This window comes from Streptomyces sp. NPDC127119, assembly GCF_042677425.1.
Classification (GTDB): Bacteria; Actinomycetota; Actinomycetes; order Streptomycetales; family Streptomycetaceae; genus Streptomyces.
The window spans coordinates 1-19,584 of sequence record NZ_JBHXTO010000003.1 but is presented as its reverse complement, the minus strand read 5'-3'; the positions used below and the strand labels follow the sequence as shown (position 1 = coordinate 19,584).

Sequence of the window (19,584 nt, the reverse complement as noted above, 5' to 3'; positions counted from 1 at the left end):
GCATACAAGGTTTAGCGACCCCTCTCAGATGGTGGATGAACGGTGACGGTGCTGCTGGGGACAGGCCAGCGAATACGGATGCGGATGCTGAAACAGCGGAGCTCCTTGTGCAGCAAGGGCTTGAGGTGCCCGGATGCTCCGCTTGGGCCGCCGACCCGTGCTCAACCGGTCTGGTCCCGGGTCCCGCGGCGAATGGTTTTGACCGCGAGTACCGGATCCAGAGGCTGCACGAGTTCACGGGCGGCCACGGCGAGAAGACGGTCCGGTACAACCTCATCCAGCAAAGCATGCACGTACTCGATGGCTTGCGCCGGCGACAGTACCGGCAGCTTCTGGCGCAGGGCCCGAACCGCGTGCATGCGTCCACGGGCAGCGGCGACTTCTCGTATCGCATCGTGGAGATCGTCTACTGCGGTTCGTACGGGCAACCCACGTATCCGACCCCGGTAGTCGTCCTCCCACGCTTCCGTCAGGGCGGACACGGGCCCGATCCCGTGAAGTCCCCCGTCGACGCGGTCAGCCAGGTACGGCCCGTTGCCGGCCAGCCTGTGTCTCGAATCCTGGGTGCGTACGAACTCCTCGGAATCCCAGACAACGATCCACACCAACTCGTGCTCCTCGACATGGACCACCGCCATGCGCATCGCCGCCACACCTGCAGTCCGCCATGCCTGATAGTCGCGCTCCAACTGTTCCTCGACAGCCTGCACCGCGGCCTCTCGACTGATCATGCGTGCAGCATCCCGTACAGGAGACGTACCCGCCAGGTTGGCGTGGTGCCGTCGATCCGCGGGTAAGCCTTGGCGCAATCGCATCTGGCGTACAGGTGCTTGCGCCGCTGTTGGCGCTGCTCTACCAGTCGGGTTCCTCAACCGCGCTTGGAAACAGCACCGCTCATGAGCTGCCACATTTCATCGTTTCCGCATTCCGCCGTGATCTCGGCCGTCGCCTGGGCCGCGGTGAAGAAGTCCTCGACCAGGGGCGAAGTGCGCGATGCCGCCACCGCGAGACATACCTGCTCGGGAGCGAGATCCGGAATGGGCACGTAGACGACTTCCGGATGTGAATAGAACACGGTCGCCGAGCGCGCCAGGAACGAGATGCCCCGGCCCGCCGCGACATGTTCGAGCGTCTCGTCCACTCCGCGCACCAGATACCCGGCGTTAGGGTGCGGGCGCCTGGTGGGCTGCGTGCTCGGGTCGGCGTGCCAGAGCAGCGGTTCGCCGGCCAGGTCGGCCTCGGTGACCTCCTCCTTGCCGGCCAACCGGTGGCCGACGGGCAGCACCGCCACCCGCGGCTCGGCGTACAGCGGGATGACACGCAGGCCGGTCTCGTCGATGGGCAGCCGCACATAGCCGACGTCGATGCGGCCGTCGAGCAGCATCGGGGCCTGGTCGTCCCATTCGATCCGCTGCACGTCCACGACCACGTCCGGGTGCCGGGCCTCGAACGCATGCGCCGCCGGAATGACCGGGATACCGGCCCGGAAACCGATCATCAGCCGCCGACTGCCACGTGCAGCCGCGGACACCCTACGACGGACCGCGTGCGCGGACGCGAGCAACGGACCGGCGTCGGCCAGCAGTTGTCGGCCCGCGTCGGTGAGCGCTACGCCGTGGCGATCCCTGGTGAACAGCGCGGCGTCGAGGTCCTGCTCAAGCGCGCGGATCTGCCGACTGAGGACCGGCTGCGCGATGTGCAGCTCATCGGCGGCGCGGCCGAAGTGCAACCGGTCGGCCACGGCGACGAAGTAACGCAGTTTGCGCAGGTCCAGATCCATGGCACCTCCCGGCCCGGTGATGCCTTCAGGGTATCACCAATGCCAAAAGAGGTCTTGGACACCCACTCAGGAGAATGGCAGCCTAAATGAGTGCCTAATGCGGCACCTGAATACGGCCGAAGCGAATTCAGCGTGTGAGTTCGGTATCGGAAGTTGAAGGATGGGCTCAGGTCTCTGAACGGCCACGTCGAGAATTCATCGCCGCCCGTCACTTCGTCATTCACAAGAAAGCAGGCGCACCAATGAGCAGCATCAGCATTATCGGCGTGGGGAACATGGCCGGCGCCCTGGCCGAGCGGGCGCTCGCCGGTGGCAACGCGGTCGAGATCATCGGCCGTGACCCGGCCAAGGCCAAGGAATTGGCCGCCTCACTCGGCGGCGCCACCGTCGGGACGGTCGGCGCCGTCCCGGCCGGGGACATCGTCGTCCTCGCCGTGCCGTACACCGGCGCGAAGGCGGTGGTGAGTGAGTACGGAGACGCGCTACAGGGCAAAGTCATCATCGACCTCACCAACCCCGTCTCCCCTGATGTGCAGAGTTTTGTCACCCCCGACGAGAGTTCCGGCGCGCAGGAGATCGCCAAGGATGCACCTGCCGACGCATATGTCGTCAAGGCGTTCAACACCCTGTTCTCCAATGTGCTGGCGGCCGGTTCAACCGAAGGTCGCCCATTGGACGTATTCATCGCCGGTGATGACGCGAAGGCGAAAGCACGCGTGTCGGCATTCATCGAAAGCCTGGGACTGCGCCCGAGGGACACCGGGCAGTTGGCCATGGCGCGGGCCCTGGAGAACGTCGCCCTGATGCAACTGGGTCTCGTCGCCCACTCCGTCAAGCACACCAACTTCTCCCTCGGCGTCGGCATTCTCAGCTGAACACCCGCACCACCATTTCTCGCGCCACACCATTCACATCACAAGGAGCAGTAGCGTGCGCGTTTTCGTCACTGGCGGGACCGGCCATTCCGGTTCGTACATCGTCCCCGAGCTCATCACCGCCGGACATGAGGTCACCGGCCTGGCCCGTTCGGACACGTCCGCGGCGGCGCTGTCCGCGCTCGGCGCGAAGGTGCGTCGCGGTGACCTTGAGGACCTCGATGGACTCAAGGAGGCGGCAGCGGACGCCGACGGCGTCATCCACGTCGCGCACAGGCAGGACCTGCTCCCCACCGGCGGGCTCGACGCCGTGGCCGCCGCGGAGCTCCGGATCATACTCGCGTACGGCGAGGCACTGGCGGGGACCGGAAAGCCGCTGGTCGCGGCGGGGAGCATAGGCTCGCCGGGGAATCTGGGCCGGCCGGTCACCGAGGAGGACCCGGCTCTTCCCGGCGGCGACGAGCACAAGGGCACCCTGCGGGTTCGCAACGTCGTGGAGACCACCGTGATCGGCCTCGCCGAGCAGGGCGTACGGTCTTCGGTCGTACGGATTGCCAACATCGCGCACAGCACGACCGATCGTGCCGGTTTCCTCATGCAGCTGATCGCGCTCGCGAAGGAAAAGGGTTTTGTCGGCTACCCCGGCGACGGCGCGAACTTGTGGAACGCCGTGCATATCCGCGACGTCGCCTCATTGTTCCGCCTGGCGTTGGAGAAGGGGTCGGCCGGCTCGTACTGGCACGCGGTCGGTGACGGGGCCATCCCGCTCCGCGAGATCGCCGAAGCCATTGGCAGCCGTCTAGGCCTTCCCGTCGCGAGCGTTCCCGCGGACGTGCTCATGATTCCTGGCTATTTCGGATTTCTCGCGAACATAGTCACGCAGAACTACCCGGCGTCCAACCACATCACTCGCCGGACCCTCGACTGGGAACCCACTCAGCCTGGCCTGCTCGCCGATTTGGACAACGGCCATTACTTCGCAGCCAGTTGACGGCAGGGACCCGCATCACAACGGTCCGGCAAATGACGAGTGTTCGACTCTTCTGACTGAAATCTGGCTGAAAGGACGCTGAGAATATGACGACGACTGTGGGAATCATCGGAAGCGGCAACATCGGCAGTACCGTCGCGCGGCTCGCCATCGCGGCCGGGCACAAGGCCGTGCTCAGCAACTCGCGCGGTCCGGAAACGCTAGCTGATGCTGTCGCGGAGTTGGGGCCGAGGGCGTCCGCGGCGACGAGCGGGGAGGCCGCGGCGGCCGGTGACATCGTGGTGGTCACGGTGCCGGTCAAGGCTTTCCCTCACTTGCCCGCCGCAGCACTGGCCGGGAAGACGGTCATCGACACCTGCAACTACGGCCCCGAGCGTGACGGGCACATCCCCGAACTCGACAGCAAGTCGCTCACCTCCAGCGAACTGCTGCTGCGGTACATCCCGGACGCCGTGCTCGTAAAAGCGTTCCACAACATCTTCTTCAAGCACCTGCTGTCACTCGCCCGCCCGGCTGGGGCGGCCGACCGTTCGTACCTGCCGATCGCCGGGGATTCCGCGCCGGGGAAGGCGGCGGTGACCGCGTTCATCGAGTCCATCGGGTACGGCGTGGTGGACGCGGGATCGTTGGCCGACAGTTGGCGGCAGGAGACGGGCACGCCCGTGTGGGGGACTCCGTACGGTCCGTTCTCGGACGAGAAGGGCCAGCCGGTGGGCGAGGACGCCATCCGCGCGGCACTGGCCACCGCAACGCGGTAACCGCAGATCGGCACGGACGGCGGCGCGTACGGCCCGGCCGCGTCAGCGGCCCCGCCCGGTGGAGCTGCCGGGCGGGGCAGCTGATGCCTGGGCACCCTTTGCCCGAGTGGTGCACGCGGCACTCCTCACCCCACCCCTCCTCAACGGTCTGCCGCAGAGGCGGACGAGATCTACGCACCACCACCGCGGTCACTGCCGCCGTTACCGCCGTCGCGCAGGGAATGAATCATGCTCTGCAGGATCCGGAACGCGCCCGACTGCTCGGCCTCGGTCATGCCGGACAGCATTCTCACCTCGACGGACCGGACCGCCACGGTGGCCTCCTCCAGGCTCCGCCGGCCGCGAGGCGTGAGCCGCGTGGGAAGCACCTTCCCGACGGGTGCCTCCGCGGGCCTGGTCACGTAACCCTCTCGCTCCAGGGTCTGGAGCAGCACGTTCATCGACTGCCGCGTGACGAACGCGCCCCGCGCGAGCTCGGAGTTCGACAGGCCGGGTCGTTGCGCCAGCAGTTCAAGGCAGGAGTAGTGCGTCACGCTCATCCCGAGCGGTCGCAGCACCTCCTCCATGGCTACGCGCAGGACGCTCGACGCCTCTTTCAGCAGGTAGCCCAGAGACGTCTCCAGGTCGACACCGTCTTGATTCATGTCAGGATTCTGACATACAGTGAGTCATGTCAGAAAGCTGACACGAACGAAGGAGCATCACCATGCCCGTCACCGGCCCCGACTTCATCTCGCTCCAGGCGCGCGACCTCGACGCTTCGCAGGCGTTCTACGAGCAGTACCTCGGCCTCGTCCGCTCGCAGGCCGGGCCCCCGCACGCCGTCGTCTTCGAGACGAAGCCGATCGCGTTCGCACTCCGCGACATCGTTCCCGGCACGGATCTCACATCCGTTGCCCAGCCCGGCATCGGTGCCGCGATCTGGCTCCACGCCACCGACGTGCAGGCCATCCACGATGCTCTCGTCGCCGACGGTCACACCATCGTCTCCGCACCGATCGACGGCCCCTTCGGCCGAACCTTCACCTTCGCGGACCCCGACGGCTACCAGGTCACTCTCCACGACCGCGCCTGACACCCCGACGCCGCGGCCGCGGACGACTGGGCCGCCAGCGCCCATCGCGGCGGGCGGCAACAGCCACTCAGCCGTACGCGTCGAGGAGTGCTGCAAGGTAGTCCTCCAAGCGCCCTGCCAGCGCGGATGACGTCAGGTCTTCCCTCCCGAGCTCGCGCCACGGCCCGGCGACCTTCTCCGCGTCCGGCGCGAACGCCAGCGCATCCAGTACGCGCCAGTACAGGTGATCCGGGTTGGAACTGAGCGTTCCACCGGCTGCGGTGTAGTGCTCCGCGAGCCGCATGCCGGCGGGCACGCCGTGCAACAGAGCAAGTGCGGTGGAGCAGTGGGCCACATCCAAGTCGGCCGGCCCCAGGACGTCTCCACCCAGTCCAAGTCAATGCACACCATCCCCGCACCCGCCAGCAAAACCACGGCACCTGGCGGCAGTTCGGCCGGGTGCCGGGCCATCATCCGCAGGCATGCCTCGCGAGTGCCCTCCGCAGGCGGGTAGTCAAGGGCGAGTTCACTCGGCTCGGGGACGGCACCCGCGAGGTGTATCTCCGCCGTGTGCACCCCGCCGGAGAGATCGCCGCCCAAGATGCCGAAGGCCGCCGTGTCTCTGCCAGCGGCGACACACTCGTGGATATCGAAGCGCCAGTGTCTCGCCGCGTCAGCCAGCAGCGGCCGTCAGGGGCCCGTGAGGGTCGGTCGATGCCACCACATCTCCCCCGCCTCCCGCGCCTGCCACAAACGCGATGCGAGGCGCGCCTCCGAGCCACACACCGCCATGAGGACGCAGCGTGATGCGCCAGTGGAGTGACTGCGACCAGTGACAGGGCCGTTAACGGGCAGGAATCAGCGCATCCGTTAACCGGTCCGCGAGAGAAGCACTGGTGTGCAGGTGACCGAGAGTGAAGGGAAGTTGTGCATGCTGGGACTCCGGCCCACCGCGGCCGAAGCGGTCGTGCCCGTCGACTGTCCGCTCACGGCCCTGGACGCCGTCAGCGCCGTCGAGGCGGAGCTCGGGCGTGTCCTCGACACCACATTGCGCGGGGCCTTCGACGTGGACGAGGTGTTCGCCCAGGACGTGGCCGGCCGGGTCACCGCGTTCGTCCGCCGGGGCGGCAAGCGGCTGCGCTCGGCGTTCGCGTGGTGCGGCTGGCGGGCCGCGGGCGGCTCGGGCGACCCCACCGCGCTGCTGCGGACCGCGGCCGCGCTCGAACTCGTACAGGCGTGCGCTCTGATACACGACGACGTCATGGACGGATCACCGCTCCGCCGGGGCGCACCGGCTGTTCACGTGGAACTGGCCCACATGCATCGGGCCGAGCGGATGACCGGGTCTGCGGAGGCGTTCTCGACCTCCGTCGCGGTACTCGCAGGCGACCTCGCCCTGGTGTGGGCGGACGACGTGCTGACCGAGACGGCGCTCGGTTCGCCGCACGGGCCGCGCCTGTTCCAGGAGTGGCAGGCGATGCGCACGGAGATGGTCGCCGGTCAGTACCGCGACATCCACGCGCAGGCCGCCGGATCGTCCGGGCTCGACGAGGCCGTGGGCATCGCCACGCTCAAGAGCGCCCTCTACACGGTCGAGCGGCCCCTGGCGCTTGGCGCGTCGCTGACCGGTGGCGACGAACCCACCCTGAGCGCCCTCCGCTCGGCCGGGCGCTGTGCCGGGCTGGCTTTCCAGTTGCGGGACGACCTCCTCGGCACGTACGGCGACCCGAACATGACCGGCAAACCGGCCGACGACGATCTGCGGACCCGCAAACTCACCTACCTCCTCGCGGTCGGCCTGTGGCTCGCCGACGCCGCCGGTGACGAGGAGGCGGGCGACGCCCTCGGCCCCGTAACCGACGACGTCGGCATCCGGTCGGACGACGCGGTGAACCGGATGCGAGCCGCGCTGGAGCGGACCGGTGCCAGGGACGTCGTGGAGTCCAAGATCTCGGAGTTGGCGGCGACGAGCGTGCGGCACTTCGCGGGGGCGACTCCCGACCCCGTCGTACGGCGGGAGTTCACCATGTTGGTCGAGCGCGCTTCGGGCGTCGCACTGGGACACACCGGGGAGGCGGCGTGAAAACCGTACCGGGGCGCACGGACCATGTCGTCGTGGTGGGTGCCGGGCTGTCCGGCCTCGCGTGTGCGCTGCACCTGCTGGGTTCCGGCCGTCGGGTGACCGTCGTCGAACGGAACGCAGGACCGGGCGGCCGAGCCGGTCACGTACGCATGGGCGGCTTCGAGGTGGACACCGGTCCCACCGTGCTGACCATGCCGCACCTGGCCGACGAGGCGTTCGCCGCCGTCGGTGACAGCCTCGCCCAGCACGTCGAGCTGACGGCCCTGCACCCGGCCTACCGGGCGGCCTTCGCGGACGGGACCTCACTCGACGTGCACACGGACGGCGAGGCCATGGAGGCGGAGGTGCGGCGGTTCGCCGGGCCGGCCGAGGCAGCGGGCTACCGCGAACTGCGGGCCTGGCTGGAGCGGCTGTACCGGGCGCAGATGCGGCGTTTCATCGACACCAACTTCGACTCCCCCTTCCAGCTCCTCCACCCGGACCTGGCCCGGCTGGCGGCGCTGGGCGGCTTCGGGCGGCTGGACCGCCGTATCGGCCGCTTCCTCTCCGACCCACGGCTGCGCCGCATCTTCTCCTTCCAGGCCCTGTACGCCGGAGTGGCCCCGGCCAGGGCCCTCGCGGCGTACGCGGTGATCGCCTACATGGACACGGTGGCCGGTGTCTGGTTCCCGAAGAACGGCATGCACGCGCTGCCCCGGGGCATGGCGAACGCAGCGGCCGGCGCGGGCGCCGACTTCCGCTGGTCGACCGACGTGACCTCGCTCGAACGGAGCGGCGGCCGGGTGCGTGCCGTCCATGTCGCCTCGGGCGATCGGATCCCCTGCGACGCGGTGGTGCTGACCTGCGAACTGTCCACGGCGCACCGGCTCGTCGGACGGACGCCCCGCCGCCCGGTGAGGCTGCGGCACTCGCCGTCGGCCGTGGTGCTGCACGCGGGGACCGACCGTACGTGGCCCGGTCTCGCCCATCACACCCTCTCGTTCGGCGCGGCCTGGGAGGGCACCTTCGAGGAGCTGACCCGGTCGGGGAAGCTGATGAGCGACCCGTCCCTGCTGATCACCCGCCCGACGGCACACGACTCCTCCCTTGCCCCGCCGGGCCAGCACCTGCACTACGTGCTGGCCCCGTGCCCGAACACCGACCTCGGCCCCTCCGCCGAGGCCTGGCGGGACCTCGGCCCGCGCTACCGCGACAGCCTGGTCGCCGAACTGGAACGCCGGGGCCTGCACGGATTCGCGGACAGCGTGCAGGAGGAACTGCTGGTGACGCCGCTTGACTGGACGGCGCAGGGGCACGCGGCGGGCAGCCCGTTCTCGGTGTCCCACACCTTCGCCCAGACAGGACCGTTCCGCCCGCGCAACCTGGTGCGCGGCCTGGAGAACGTCGTGCTGGCCGGCTGCGGCACCACACCCGGCGTCGGTGTGCCGACGGTGCTCATCAGCGGAAAGCTCGCCGCCGCCCGCGTCACGGGAGGTCTCTCAGGCGGCGTACGAGGCAGTGGCCCGCGCATCCGTCCCGTACCGCGCGCGGCACGTTCCGCCGCGGTCCCCACCGAGGAAGGTCGCTCATGACCCGTCGTGAGCTGGACGCCGCAGACATCACCGATCCCGCCCTGCGCCTGGCCTACACCCACTGCAGGCAACTCAACGCCCGTCACGGCCGGACCTACTTCCTGGCCACCCGCCTGCTCCCGGTGGAACGCCGCTCCGCGGTCCACGCGCTGTACGGTTTCGCCCGCTGGGCGGACGACATCGTGGACGACCTCGACCGACACCTGACTCCCGACGAGCGCGACCGGAAGCTGCGGCGCCTGGAGAGCGACCTCACGCACGGGCTGCGTACCGGAGCCGAGGCACGTACAGGAGCCGAGGCGCGTACAGGGGCCGGGGCACATCCGGGAGATGGGGCGCGTGCCGGGGCCGGGGACGAGCCGGTCGTCCGGGCCGTGGCCGACACCGCCAGCCGGTACGACATCGAGCACACGCTGTTCGCCGACTTCCTGGCCTCGATGCGCAGCGACCTGCACATCACCGACTATCCGACCTACGCCGACCTGCGCGCCTACATGCACGGCTCGGCCGCGGTGATCGGGCTGCAGATGCTGCCTGTGCTGGGCACGGTCACCTCGCGCGAGGAAGCGGCACCGCACGCCGCCGACCTGGGCGTGGCCTTCCAGCTCACCAACTTCCTGCGGGATGTCGGCGAGGACCTGGACCGGGGCCGCGTCTATCTGCCCGCGGACCTGCTCGCGGCCCACGGCGTGGACCGTTCGCTGCTGGAGTGGAGCCGCCGCACGGGGCGTGCCGACGCGAGGATTCGCGGTGCGCTCGTCGCCGCGGAGGACATGACCAGGAAGGTCTACCGGGCAGCGGAACCGGGCATCGCCATGCTGGATCCGCGGACGCGGCCCTGCATCCGCACCGCGTTCACTCTCTACGGTGGCATTCTCGACGCGATCGCGGACCAGGACTACACCGTGCTGCACCGCCGCGCGGTCGTGTCGCGCGGGCGCCGTGCGGCGACCGCCGCCGCGGGGATCGCCGGCATCGCGAGGGCGCGTTGGGGCGCACGTGCCTCGCGTCGAAGATCGACGGCGGGCGTCACGGCCCTGCGGCGGAAGGGACCCGTGCGGTGAGTGAACGGACGAACCGAAGCCGTTGGACGCCTCCGTTGCGGCGCCGACACCGGTCGAACTGGGCGGCACAGCCGCCGACCTGGCAGGAGGCACGTCCGGCGGTCATCTCCGACGCGCTCAAACGGGCGTCCGCGCGTCCGTCCGGGAACTGGTTCGTCGTGGGTGCCTCGCGGGACGTACGCGTCGGCGAGCGCCCCTACGGCAGAACGGTCGGCGGCGTCGAAGTCGTGCTGTGGCGAACGGACACGGGCGAACTCCGGGCCGGCCCGGGCGCCTGCCCGCACCTCGGCGCCCCGCTGCGCGACAGCCGGGTCGTGTGCGGCACGCTGGTGTGTCATTGGCACGGACTGGCCCTGGACGGGGGGTCGTTCGCCGGCTGGGATCCGTTTCCCGCGCACGACGACGGTGTCCTCGTATGGGTCCGGCTGGACTCGGTCGGCGGCGAGGAGCCGTCCGAGCGGCCCGTGGTACCGGAGCGGCCGACGACGGGCAGCGGAGTGGACGCCGTCTTCATGGCCGTCGGCCGGTGCGAGCCACAGGACGTGGTCGCCAACCGGCTGGACCCGTGGCACGGTTCGTGGTTCCACCCCTACTCGTTCGTCGACCTGACGGTGACCCGCCCGCCGCTCGACGAGACGGACGACGCGTTCGTCGTCGAGGTCTCCTTCCGTCTGACGGACCGTCTGGTGGTGCCGGTGCGGGCGGAGTTCACGGCGCCCGCACCTCGTACCGTGGTGATGCGCATCACCGAGGGCGAGGGGACCACGTCCGTGGTCGAGACCCACGCCACGCCGCTGACCGGCGAGGCCGAGGAGCAGCCGCGGACCGCCGTGATCGAAGCGGTCGTGGCGGCCTCGGACCGGCGGGGTTTCGCCCTGGCACGGGCTGCCGCGCCCGCGCTCCGCCCGTTGATGCGCCGGACGGCCGGCCGGTTGTGGCGCGACGACCTGGCCTACGCGGAGCGGCGCTGGACGTTGCGCAGCACGGGCCGCTTTCCGGGCTGAGCGCAGGGGTGTCGGCGCGACGGACGGGGGCTCGACGGACAGGGGCCGGTCCTGCGCTGACACCGCTTTCCGCACCGGCGTCTTCGACATCTCCGACGTCGTCGGCGTCTTCGGCGTCTCTTCGAGGAGCTCGGCTCAGCGGCTCCCGACCGTGCCGAGCGCCCGCAGCACGGGCGAACGGCCTGCCCGAGGCACCGTCCACAGCACCTGGCCCTGGACTCCCCACCCGGCCAGCAGGGCGTTGGCCGCCAGGAAGCCGGTCGTGGCGGCGCGTTCCATGAGGGCCACGGGCAGGTCGCACCGGATCGCGTCACCGGCGAGCACGACCTGCGGGTGCGGAGTGGTCACCGTGGGCCGCCGGGCGTAGGAACCGACCGGGAAGAGCGGGCAGTCGGAGCGCCACTCGTGCCGGGCGTCCACGATCCGCGCCTCGCGCGTCTCCGGATAGATCTGGTGCAGACGGTCGACGAGGCGGGCCTGTACGGCGTCGGGCTGCGCGTCCTCCGGAACGGCGTACGCGTGCAGTTCCACCACCGCGCCTGCCGTACGCGACGCCCACCGGGCCGCCTCGTCCTCGTAGCGGTCCAGGACGCTGATGTTGTCGAGGCCGTCGTAGCCGCTGGTGCCGAGGAACGCGGCGCGGTCGGCGCGGACCGGGCGGTCGAGCCAGAGCCGCGAGACGAGAAACCGAGGAGCGGTGCGCAGGCCGGCGACGTCATCGCGCCAGGCGGCCGTGCCCAGACCGGGGGACGCCGCGACAAGACCCCGCAGTGCGCCGGAGTCGAGGGCGAGAACCGCCGCCTCATGACGGTCCACGGCGTTGTCCGTCCGTACGTCCACTCCCCCGCCGTCTCCGTCGCGTGGCTGGACGGCGCGCACCGGTGTGCCGGTGCGGATGTGCGTCCCGAGGCGCTGGAGGTAGGCACCGAGCGGGTCCCACAGCGCCTGGGGAAAGGGGTCGGTCGGTACGTCGAAGAGCAGTCCCTCGGACGAACCGAGGAAGTAGATGTGGAACATCAGCAGGAGCTCCGCGGCGGACAGTTCACGTGGGTCCGCGAAGAAGCTGCGGGAGAACACCTCGAACGCGAGATGGTGCGCGGCTTCGGGGAAGCGGACGCTTTCGAGGAAGTGGGTCGCGCTGACCGAGTCGAATCGTTCGTAGACCTCGGGTACGCGGACGTCGAGGAGTGGCAGTGCGGCCCTGGCGTCCATCGCGGTGAGGTCGCGCCAGCCGAACGTGGGGCTCAGGGCGACGAACCCGAGGGCGCTGAACGGCGGTGTGCGCGGTACGCGGGCGAAGCTGTCGGTCAGCCCGCCGCTGTGCTGCAGTGGATAGTCGGGCAGCGGCCGGAGACGGTCGAGGGCCGGGTCCGTGCGCCGCAGCAGGCCACGGAGGTTGTAGTACTGGCGGAAGAAGGCGTGGAAGCCCCGGCTCATGGTGGCCTCCCCGCCGTCGGCCAGACGGGTGCGCCAGCCCGCGAGTCGGCCGCCGAGCGACTCCTCCCGTTCGTAGAGGGTCACGCGGGCCCCTCGTTCGGCCAGAAGGGTGGCCGCGGCGAGGCCCGCGATGCCCCCGCCGATCACGGCGACACTCGGGCTGTCGGCGGAGGCGAAGCGCTTCAGGCCGGGCGCGGGCATCACGACCTCGGCCTTGCGGTCCCGGCCTCGCCGAGCGGCATGTCGTGCGTCGTTCACCGTGCGTACTCCGCCGTGGTCGCCGAGCCCTCGCGGGCAAGAAAGGTGTGCACGATCCCGGTCTGCCACCCGGCGACGGGCAAGGCGCGCACGGCCGAGAATCCGGTGCTCCGCAGACGGTCGCTGAAGTCGGGAACCGTGTCGAAGTCCAGAACGCTCCGCCACAGATGGCGGTACAGGACGCGGTCACCGCTGACCGTCCCCGCCGGGATGATCACGCCTCGGCAGACGGCCGTCCACACGGCCCGGTGGACGGCGGCACCGCTGAGGCTGTACTCGTGGACGGCGAGCCGCCCGCCCGGGCGCAGCAGACCCCGAACGGTCTTGAGTACGTCGTCCGCGTCCGTGACGTTGCGGAGCAGGTAGGCGGCGAACACCGCGTCGTACGGCCCCTCGTCGGCTGCGGCCAGTGCTTCGGCCGTCATGTGCTGGAAGCGCACGCGGTCGGGCCATGGTTTGGACCGTGCGCGAGCCAGCATGCCGGACGACGCGTCGACGGCCGTGATCCGGGCGCGGGGCGCGGCCCTCAGCAGGGCCCGGGTGGAGGCACCCGTGCCGCATCCGAGGTCGAGCACGTGCAGACCGGCGCCGGCCCGGGGCAGCCGAAGCCGACGCGCCGAACGCAGGAGGTCGGTGCGGTATCCCGGGTTGAGGCCCGTGAGGCGGTCGTAGCGGTGCGAGGCGTGGTCGAAGGCGAGTGCCAGGTCGTGGTCACGCAGCAGGGTCATCGGTGGCTCTCTCCGATACGTGGGGCTGGGTGGGTACGGCGCCGCAGGAAAGGGAGTTCGACGGCGGTCCGCAGCATGGGACCCACGGGGGTGCGCAGGCCGATGCCCCACTCCTCCCAGGGTGAGGTGCGCCCGTCCAGAAAACGCAGCAGCCGCTCCGGCGGGACGTCGCGGAAAAGGCCGGTGAAGAAGCCGGGTCCGTCGATCCGCCCGGTGTCCAGGGCCCGCAGCAGGATCGCGTCCATGGCCAGCACACGCCGCGCATGGGGTCGGGGCGCGACCGCACGGCCGTCCCCCCGCAGGGCGGCGGCGATGGCCCGGCTCTGGCGCTGCACCGCGGCGAAGGTGTAGCCGGTCGCCGGGCGGGTGGCGCCGCCGGCTGTCCCGATCCGGGAGACGGCTGCGCCGATCCGGCGGGGGAAGCGCGCGTCGGTCATCGGGATCACACCCTGCTCCGCCCTCTCGACGGAGAACCCACCGAGTTTGAGGATCTCCCGGCTGTAATGTCCCAACGCCGACTCGTACGCCGCACGGGTCAGCGGGGTCCGGGAGAACTCGGTGTACTCGACGAGCGCACGATCCGGCGCGAGCGGCAGTACGTATCCGAAGGCGAGGCCGTGGCGCGGCTGTGGCACCCGGAAGTCCATCAGGTCCGCGACCACCGGATCGAACCGGTCCGTGTCCGTGCGCACGAACCAGCCGCGGAAGTGCTGAAGCAGTTGTGTCCGGGCCGGTGGCAGGGCCGCAAGGGGGCGGGAGTCGAACACATGGCGGGCCTGGAGTGTCAGTGCGCGGCCGTCGGGCGCCGTGCAGTCGACGGCCGCTCCCCCAGGTGTGTCGCGCACCGTGTCCGCGGTCGCGCGCACGATGCGTGCGCCGGGCGACCGGGCGATCCTGGAGTACGCCCATTGCTCGAAGGCCGAGGAGCGGAGCATGCGGTAGCGCAGCGGGGCGGGATCCACGGTGATGACGCCGCCGTCGGCGTCATGGATGCGAAGCCGCGACCAGGACGCGTCGACCGCTTCGTCGAGTTCGCCGCTGCCCGCGTCCCAGTAGCACCAGGTCCGTTCAGGCGCTCGCAGCGGTCCGTCCGGTGCTTCCACCAGGGTCACGGTCATGGACTCGGTGGCCACCAGGCGCTGCGCGAGGCTGAGTCCGGACGCGCCGCCGCCCACGATGATCACGTCGGACACCTCGTCCGGAGCGTGGGAACGCCGGGTCACCGGGCACGCCGTTCGACGACCGGTGTGCCGTCGGGCGCCGTGCGCAGCAGCTCGGCGTCCGCCGCCATCGCCTCCACGACAGCTCCGACGACGTCACGCGGATCGCCTCCCGCGGGCAGCGGCGGGGCCGTGCCCACGACGGCACGGTCGGCGAAGCCGGTGTCCAGGTGTCCGGGCCTGACCTCCAGGACCCGGATGCCCGCGGTACGTGCCTCGCGGCGCACGGCACCGAGCCAGGCACTCAGCGCGGCCTTCGAAGCGCTGTAGTCGGCCATTCCCGCCTGCGGGCGTTCCGCGACCACACCCGTGAACGCGACGATCGTGGAGCCGGGTTCCATGGTGGCGAGCGCGGCACGGAAGAAGGCCGCGGGTGCGAGGACGTTGACCGCCATCACATGCTCGGCGACCTCGTCACCGACCACCGCCGCCCCGCCGAAGGCGACCGTCCCGAAGACCGTCACCACGGCGTCCAGCCCGCCCAGGGCGTCCGCGGCACAGGCCACGGCGTCGGCGCAGGAATCGGGCGCGTACGCGTCGAACAGGACGGTGGGAGCGCCCTGGCAGACCTCGGCAGCGCGGGCGAGGCGGGCTCGGTCCCGTCCTGCGAGCACCGGGCGCGCACCGCGGCGGACGAGCTCCGCCGTGAGCGCGCCGCCGAGGACACCGGTGGCTCCGGCCACCAGCACCCGCGCGCCGTTGATCTCCACGTCTCACTCCCGATCACGAGGCAGGCTGCGCCCCCCTCTCACACGTGTGGTTCCGTGAGCCGGCGGTCCATGGATGCGCCGGACGGGGATCTATCGAAGTCAACCGCAAACGCTGTCGCTCGGCGCGTCGCCCAGCACGCCACTACGAGGGTCGGCTCGCTTGAGGGTCGGCCCGTCTGAGAGGCCGCCTGCTTGAAGGTCGGCCTGCATGAGGGGCGGCCTCACTCCTGTGCCTGTCTTCGTCCCGGCTCCTCGCCCAGCCCGGCGTTCCGCGCACGGGCCACCGCCTCGGCCCGGTCGCGGACGCTGAGCTTGGTGAAGATGTGCGAGACGTGGTTGCGGACCGTCTTCTCCGCGAGGAACAGGCTCCGCGCGATCCGTTGGTTGTTGTGGCCCCGGGCCAGCAGATCCAGGATTTCCCGCTCGCGGTCGGTCAGTTCGGGGAAGGCGCAGGGGGCGGCCGGTCCCGCGGGCCGGGTGAGGAAGGCCGTCAGCCGATCGGCGACGCTTCCGCTGAACACGGCACCGCCCACGGCCACCGTCCGGACGGCGTACAGGATCTCCGAACGGCCCGCCAGTTTGACCAGATAGCCCCGGGCGCCGGCTTTGAGAGCCGCCAGGACGGTCGGGTCGTCCTCGGACATGGACAGCACCAGGACCGGTACGCCGGGCAGTCGGCGGATGGCGTCGAGGCCGCTCATGTCGGGCAGCCCGAGGTCCATCACCACGAGATCGGGCCGGAGTTCGGTGGCGAGGCGGATCCCCTCCTCACCGGTGGCGGCCGTGGCGACCACTTCGATGTCGTCAGTGGCGGACAGGGCCGCGGTGATGCCGTCCAGAAAGATCGGGTGGTCGTCACAGAGCACGACGCGCAGGGTCATCGTCGTACCACCCATCAGTCCAAGGTGCGGGGCAGTCGGGCGTGCACCCGGGTGCCCCGCACGCCGTCGTCGCGGGCACCGGTCGTCAGCGCACCACCGATCTCCTCGGCCCGCTCGGCCATGGACCCGAGGCCGACACCGCCGGTCCGTCCACCGTTCCCGTCTCCGACTCCGATCCCGACGATTCCGATTCCGGCGATTCCGATTCCGTCGTCCACGACCTTCAGGACCAGGTGTTGGTCATCCACCTCCAGGCTCAGTACGGCGGTGGACGCCTGGGCATGCTTGACGACGTTCGTCAGCGCCTCCGCGGCGATGCGGTAGGCGGCGACCTCGCAGGCCGCCGCGAGCCCCGGCACCATGTCCGCGATACGGGCCTCGACGCGCAGTCCGGGGTGCGCGGCCCGCTCCGTCAACCGGCGCAGTGCTTCCGGCAGTCCGTGTTCGTCCAGATCCGGTGGCCTGAGCCCGTCCACGAGCCGCCGCACCTCCGTGATGCTGTGCAGGGTGTCGGCGCCCGCGTCCCGCAACAGGTCCCGGATCTGCCTTTCGTCCGCCGAACCGACCTGCTCGGCCGCGGTCTCCAGCCGGAGCCGTACGCCGGCCAGGGTGGGCCCGAGCCCGTCGTGCAGATCACGGCGGATCCTGCGGCGCTCCTCCTCCCGGGAGGCGACCACACGCTCTCGGCTGGCGCGCAGTTCCTCGCGCAGACCGAGGCCCTGGACCAGGGGCGCCAACTGGCCGCCCACCACGTCGAGTACGGCCGCGTCATGGGTGTCGAGGCGACGCTGCCCCGGCCGCAGCAACACCCCGAGCCGACCCACGGTGTCGCCCTGGTGGGACAGGTCGACGACGTGGTGCGGGCCGGCGTCGTCCGGCTCGAAGGACACACCCGCGCGCGCCAGTTCCTGGTTTCCGTGCCGGGTGTGGGCCCACAGGACGGCACCCGGCATGCCCAGCCGGGTCACGACGGTGTCGCACACCGTCCGGGCGACCTCGTCGGCGGGCATGCGTCGTGCCAGGCCGTCGGAGAGGGCGTGCAGCATCTCGTACGGTTTCGCGCGGCGGCCGTAGAAGAGCAGGTCCACGATGCGCAGCAGGAGGGTGGCCGCGGGGCGCAGGGCGAGGACCGCGAGGGCAGAGGCCAGTGCGGCATCGGTGACCGGGGATCTGCCGGGCAGGGTCGACAGGATCTCGTAGAGCCCGCGGTAGCAGTAGAAGAGCCCCAGGAACAGCGCGAGGGCGACGAGCGCGGGGCGCAGGACACGGTCGAGTCCGGTCAGGTCGTGCGGTACGACGGCAGTCACGGTGCCGAGAGCGAGCGCGGCGGAGGCCGGGCCGAGCATCAGCAGGTACATCCAGTGGGGCGGGTTGCCGCCCTGGCCGAACTCCTGGACCTTGTCGGCGATCTGGACGCCCCAGTAGACGCCGTAGCAGACGGTCATGACCGCGAGTTGGCGACGGACCAGCCCTCCAGCCCGCCACATCCGCCACCCCAGGGAGGCCAGCACGGCGACCGCGAAGAGCCGCGGCATCCAGATCACCGGCTCGGTCATCGCCTCCCACCACGGCAGATGACGTGCCACGTCCTGGTTGGGCCACGCCGGGTCCCGCGAACGCAGCCCGTACCAGGCGATGGGAGCGAGGTAGACCGCGTACACGCCTGCCATCGCGGCCACGGCGACGAGCCAGCCGCGCGCGGGCCTGAGGCCGTCCGGGAACCACAGGGGCAGGACGGCGAGAGTTCCGTGCAGACCGAGGACGGCCATCCCCATGATCAGCCGCTGCCAGCCGATGTGGAGGTGCCCGCCCACCCCGTCGAGTCCCCCAAGCCCTGGAGACGTCCGCTGCAGCATCACCGCGACCGTGAACAACCCCGTGGCCGCGGAGACCGCCAACAGGCACCGCGCCAGGGAAGCGAGCCGGTCCGAACGACGCAGCACCACATGGCCGGCGGCGAGGAAGCAGCAGGCCAGGGCGAGATTGCGGCCGACCCTCCACTCTTTGTGGGCGAACTGGCCGAGGTCGCCCGTCGTCGCGATCAGCACGAGCGTGGCGGCGACGAGCGTGACGCAGATGCCGAGCACACAGCGGTCGACGCGTGGGCCACGCCCGGAGAGCGCCAGGGGCGGCGGCAGCAGGGCAGGCAGTAGTGGCGTAGGGGTCGGCCGGACGTCCTCGTTCGGCGGGGCGGGTGGGCCGCCCGGAGTTTTTGATGACACTCCGTAGTCATGCCTACGCACAGCTACCGGTAATCCACCCTCACGGTGGTTGCGGGAGCGTGAGGGGCGCGCACGACCGGGACCGGGCGCCGGGCGGCAACGGGACACCGGACTCAGGCGCCCGGGACAGCGGGCGCAGCACCGTGGATCACGAAGCACCCACCGCGCTCGCCACCACAGGAGCGCTCCTACCGGCCGGAGGCCACCATGCCCACGCTGTACCTGCCCTTCCGGGGCGCCTACGGAATCGTCCGGGGTTTCACCGGCACCGACTACCGCCGACACCACACGGGGATCGACTACCGCACCCCGCACGGCACCCCGATCCTCGCCTCGGCGGCCGGCACCGTGGTGAAGTCCGTGGATCTCACCTATTCCTACGGTCGCTTCATCGTCGTCGCCCACGCCGACAAGACGTTCACCGTCTATGCGCACCTCTACAAGCGCCAGGCCCCGCTGGGGGCCCGGGTCGCGGCGGGCCAGCAGATCGGCCTCTCCGGGAACACCGGCAACTCCTCCGGCCCGCACCTCCACTTCGAGGTACGCAAGGGGCGCAACAGCTCCGGTGCCACGGTGAACCCTCGGCCGCTGCTGCGAGGGAACCCGCCGGTGGCTGCGGCGCTCGCGGGACTGCCGGAGACGGGCGCGGCGGGCGCGGCAGGCGAAACGGCCGACCTCACCGAACTGATCGACCTGATCGACCTGATCGACCTGTCCGACCCTGCTGACCTGCCCGACTTGGCTGGTCTGGTGGACCAGGCCGGCCTGGCGGACGAGCCCGACACGGTCGAGGCGGCCGGTGATGTGCCCGCCGCCGGTTCCTGCGGCAGCGCGCGAAGTGGCGACGAGGGGGCGGTGCCGATGCCGTAACCGCGCCGGACGTGGGGGTGGGGGGGGTTGGTGTGAGGTGGCGAAGCGAGATATAGTTTTTGTGTAGTTTTTAAAATA

General features: G+C 70.6%; 19 protein-coding genes. 9 read left to right on the top strand and 10 right to left on the bottom strand.

Annotated elements, in window-relative coordinates; all coding sequences use genetic code 11:
- Nucleotides 1–161 precede the first annotated feature (161 nt).
- Nucleotides 162–731: a YrhB domain-containing protein gene (locus ACFVH5_RS02110; protein WP_385831333.1), complete on the bottom strand. Its 570-nt coding sequence runs from the start codon at nt 729–731 to the stop codon at nt 162–164.
- A 137-nt stretch (nt 732–868) separates the two neighbouring features.
- Complete coding sequence (locus ACFVH5_RS02105; protein WP_385831332.1) at nt 869–1,780, bottom strand: LysR family transcriptional regulator; 912 nt, start codon at nt 1,778–1,780, stop codon at nt 869–871.
- A 242-nt stretch (nt 1,781–2,022) separates the two neighbouring features.
- On the opposite strand from ACFVH5_RS02105, the gene ACFVH5_RS02100 reads away from it, so the two are divergent.
- From ACFVH5_RS02100 to ACFVH5_RS02090, 3 genes are all read left to right on the top strand, one after another.
- Complete coding sequence (locus tag ACFVH5_RS02100) at nt 2,023–2,655, top strand: NADPH-dependent F420 reductase (RefSeq protein WP_385831331.1); 633 nt, start codon at nt 2,023–2,025, stop codon at nt 2,653–2,655.
- 55 nt (nt 2,656–2,710) lie between these two features.
- The gene (locus ACFVH5_RS02095) at nt 2,711–3,646 is read left to right on the top strand and encodes an SDR family oxidoreductase (RefSeq protein ID WP_385831329.1); all 936 of its coding nucleotides are present in this window, start codon (nt 2,711–2,713) and stop codon (nt 3,644–3,646) included.
- Between the two features lie 86 nt (nt 3,647–3,732).
- A complete protein-coding gene (locus ACFVH5_RS02090; protein WP_385831327.1) occupies nt 3,733–4,404 on the top strand; it encodes an NADPH-dependent F420 reductase in 672 nt (223 codons plus the stop codon).
- 170 nt (nt 4,405–4,574) lie between these two features.
- On the opposite strand, the gene ACFVH5_RS02085 is transcribed toward ACFVH5_RS02090, so the two are convergent.
- On the bottom strand, nt 4,575–5,048 hold the full coding sequence (locus ACFVH5_RS02085; protein WP_385831325.1) for a MarR family winged helix-turn-helix transcriptional regulator: 474 nt from the start codon (nt 5,046–5,048) through the stop codon (nt 4,575–4,577).
- Nucleotides 5,049–5,110: 62 nt separating this feature from the next.
- Between ACFVH5_RS02085 and ACFVH5_RS02080 the strand changes: the two genes are divergently transcribed.
- On the top strand, nt 5,111–5,479 hold the full coding sequence (locus ACFVH5_RS02080; RefSeq protein WP_385831323.1) for a VOC family protein: 369 nt from the start codon (nt 5,111–5,113) through the stop codon (nt 5,477–5,479).
- A 67-nt stretch (nt 5,480–5,546) separates the two neighbouring features.
- Here ACFVH5_RS02080 and ACFVH5_RS02075 read toward each other — a convergent pair whose 3' ends face one another.
- Nucleotides 5,547–5,774 carry an aminoglycoside phosphotransferase gene (locus ACFVH5_RS02075; RefSeq protein ID WP_385831321.1) on the bottom strand — a complete coding sequence of 76 codons (228 nt, stop codon included), beginning with the start codon at nt 5,772–5,774 and terminating at the stop codon, nt 5,547–5,549.
- Between the two features lie 615 nt (nt 5,775–6,389).
- On the opposite strand from ACFVH5_RS02075, the gene ACFVH5_RS02070 reads away from it, so the two are divergent.
- From ACFVH5_RS02070 to ACFVH5_RS02055, 4 genes are read left to right on the top strand one after another with little or no spacing between them, the layout of a single operon-like run.
- The gene (locus ACFVH5_RS02070) at nt 6,390–7,541 is read left to right on the top strand and encodes a polyprenyl synthetase family protein (protein ID WP_385831319.1); all 1,152 of its coding nucleotides are present in this window, start codon (nt 6,390–6,392) and stop codon (nt 7,539–7,541) included.
- Entirely contained in the window at nt 7,538–9,112 is a 1,575-nt protein-coding gene (crtI, locus tag ACFVH5_RS02065) for a phytoene desaturase family protein (RefSeq protein WP_385831317.1), read from the top strand. Before ACFVH5_RS02070 ends, crtI begins: the two co-directional genes overlap by 4 nt.
- Entirely contained in the window at nt 9,109–10,176 is a 1,068-nt protein-coding gene (locus ACFVH5_RS02060; protein ID WP_385831316.1) for a phytoene/squalene synthase family protein, read from the top strand. Before crtI ends, ACFVH5_RS02060 begins: the two co-directional genes overlap by 4 nt.
- A complete protein-coding gene (locus ACFVH5_RS02055) occupies nt 10,173–11,180 on the top strand; it encodes a DUF5914 domain-containing protein (protein WP_385831314.1) in 1,008 nt (335 codons plus the stop codon). Before ACFVH5_RS02060 ends, ACFVH5_RS02055 begins: the two co-directional genes overlap by 4 nt.
- 135 nt (nt 11,181–11,315) lie before the next feature.
- Here the strand turns inward: ACFVH5_RS02055 and ACFVH5_RS02050 are convergent, their stop codons facing one another.
- The 6 genes from ACFVH5_RS02050 to ACFVH5_RS02025 form a co-directional block, all read right to left on the bottom strand.
- On the bottom strand, nt 11,316–12,818 hold the full coding sequence (locus ACFVH5_RS02050) for an FAD-dependent oxidoreductase (RefSeq protein WP_385831571.1): 1,503 nt from the start codon (nt 12,816–12,818) through the stop codon (nt 11,316–11,318).
- 53 nt (nt 12,819–12,871) lie between these two features.
- The gene (locus ACFVH5_RS02045) at nt 12,872–13,603 is read right to left on the bottom strand and encodes a class I SAM-dependent methyltransferase (protein WP_384797714.1); all 732 of its coding nucleotides are present in this window, start codon (nt 13,601–13,603) and stop codon (nt 12,872–12,874) included.
- Nucleotides 13,600–14,826 carry a lycopene cyclase family protein gene (locus ACFVH5_RS02040; protein WP_385831312.1) on the bottom strand — a complete coding sequence of 409 codons (1,227 nt, stop codon included), beginning with the start codon at nt 14,824–14,826 and terminating at the stop codon, nt 13,600–13,602. Before ACFVH5_RS02040 ends, ACFVH5_RS02045 begins: the two co-directional genes overlap by 4 nt.
- Nucleotides 14,823–15,533 carry an SDR family NAD(P)-dependent oxidoreductase gene (locus ACFVH5_RS02035; protein WP_385831310.1) on the bottom strand — a complete coding sequence of 237 codons (711 nt, stop codon included), beginning with the start codon at nt 15,531–15,533 and terminating at the stop codon, nt 14,823–14,825. Before ACFVH5_RS02035 ends, ACFVH5_RS02040 begins: the two co-directional genes overlap by 4 nt.
- A 221-nt stretch (nt 15,534–15,754) precedes the next feature.
- A complete protein-coding gene (locus ACFVH5_RS02030) occupies nt 15,755–16,429 on the bottom strand; it encodes a response regulator (protein ID WP_385831308.1) in 675 nt (224 codons plus the stop codon).
- Entirely contained in the window at nt 16,429–18,636 is a 2,208-nt protein-coding gene (locus ACFVH5_RS02025) for a sensor histidine kinase (protein ID WP_385831306.1), read from the bottom strand. The genes ACFVH5_RS02030 and ACFVH5_RS02025 overlap by 1 nt, the downstream gene beginning before the upstream one ends.
- Before the next feature lie 207 nt (nt 18,637–18,843).
- Between ACFVH5_RS02025 and ACFVH5_RS02020 the strand changes: the two genes are divergently transcribed.
- Entirely contained in the window at nt 18,844–19,506 is a 663-nt protein-coding gene (locus ACFVH5_RS02020) for a M23 family metallopeptidase (protein WP_385831303.1), read from the top strand.
- Nucleotides 19,507–19,584 lie beyond the last annotated feature (78 nt).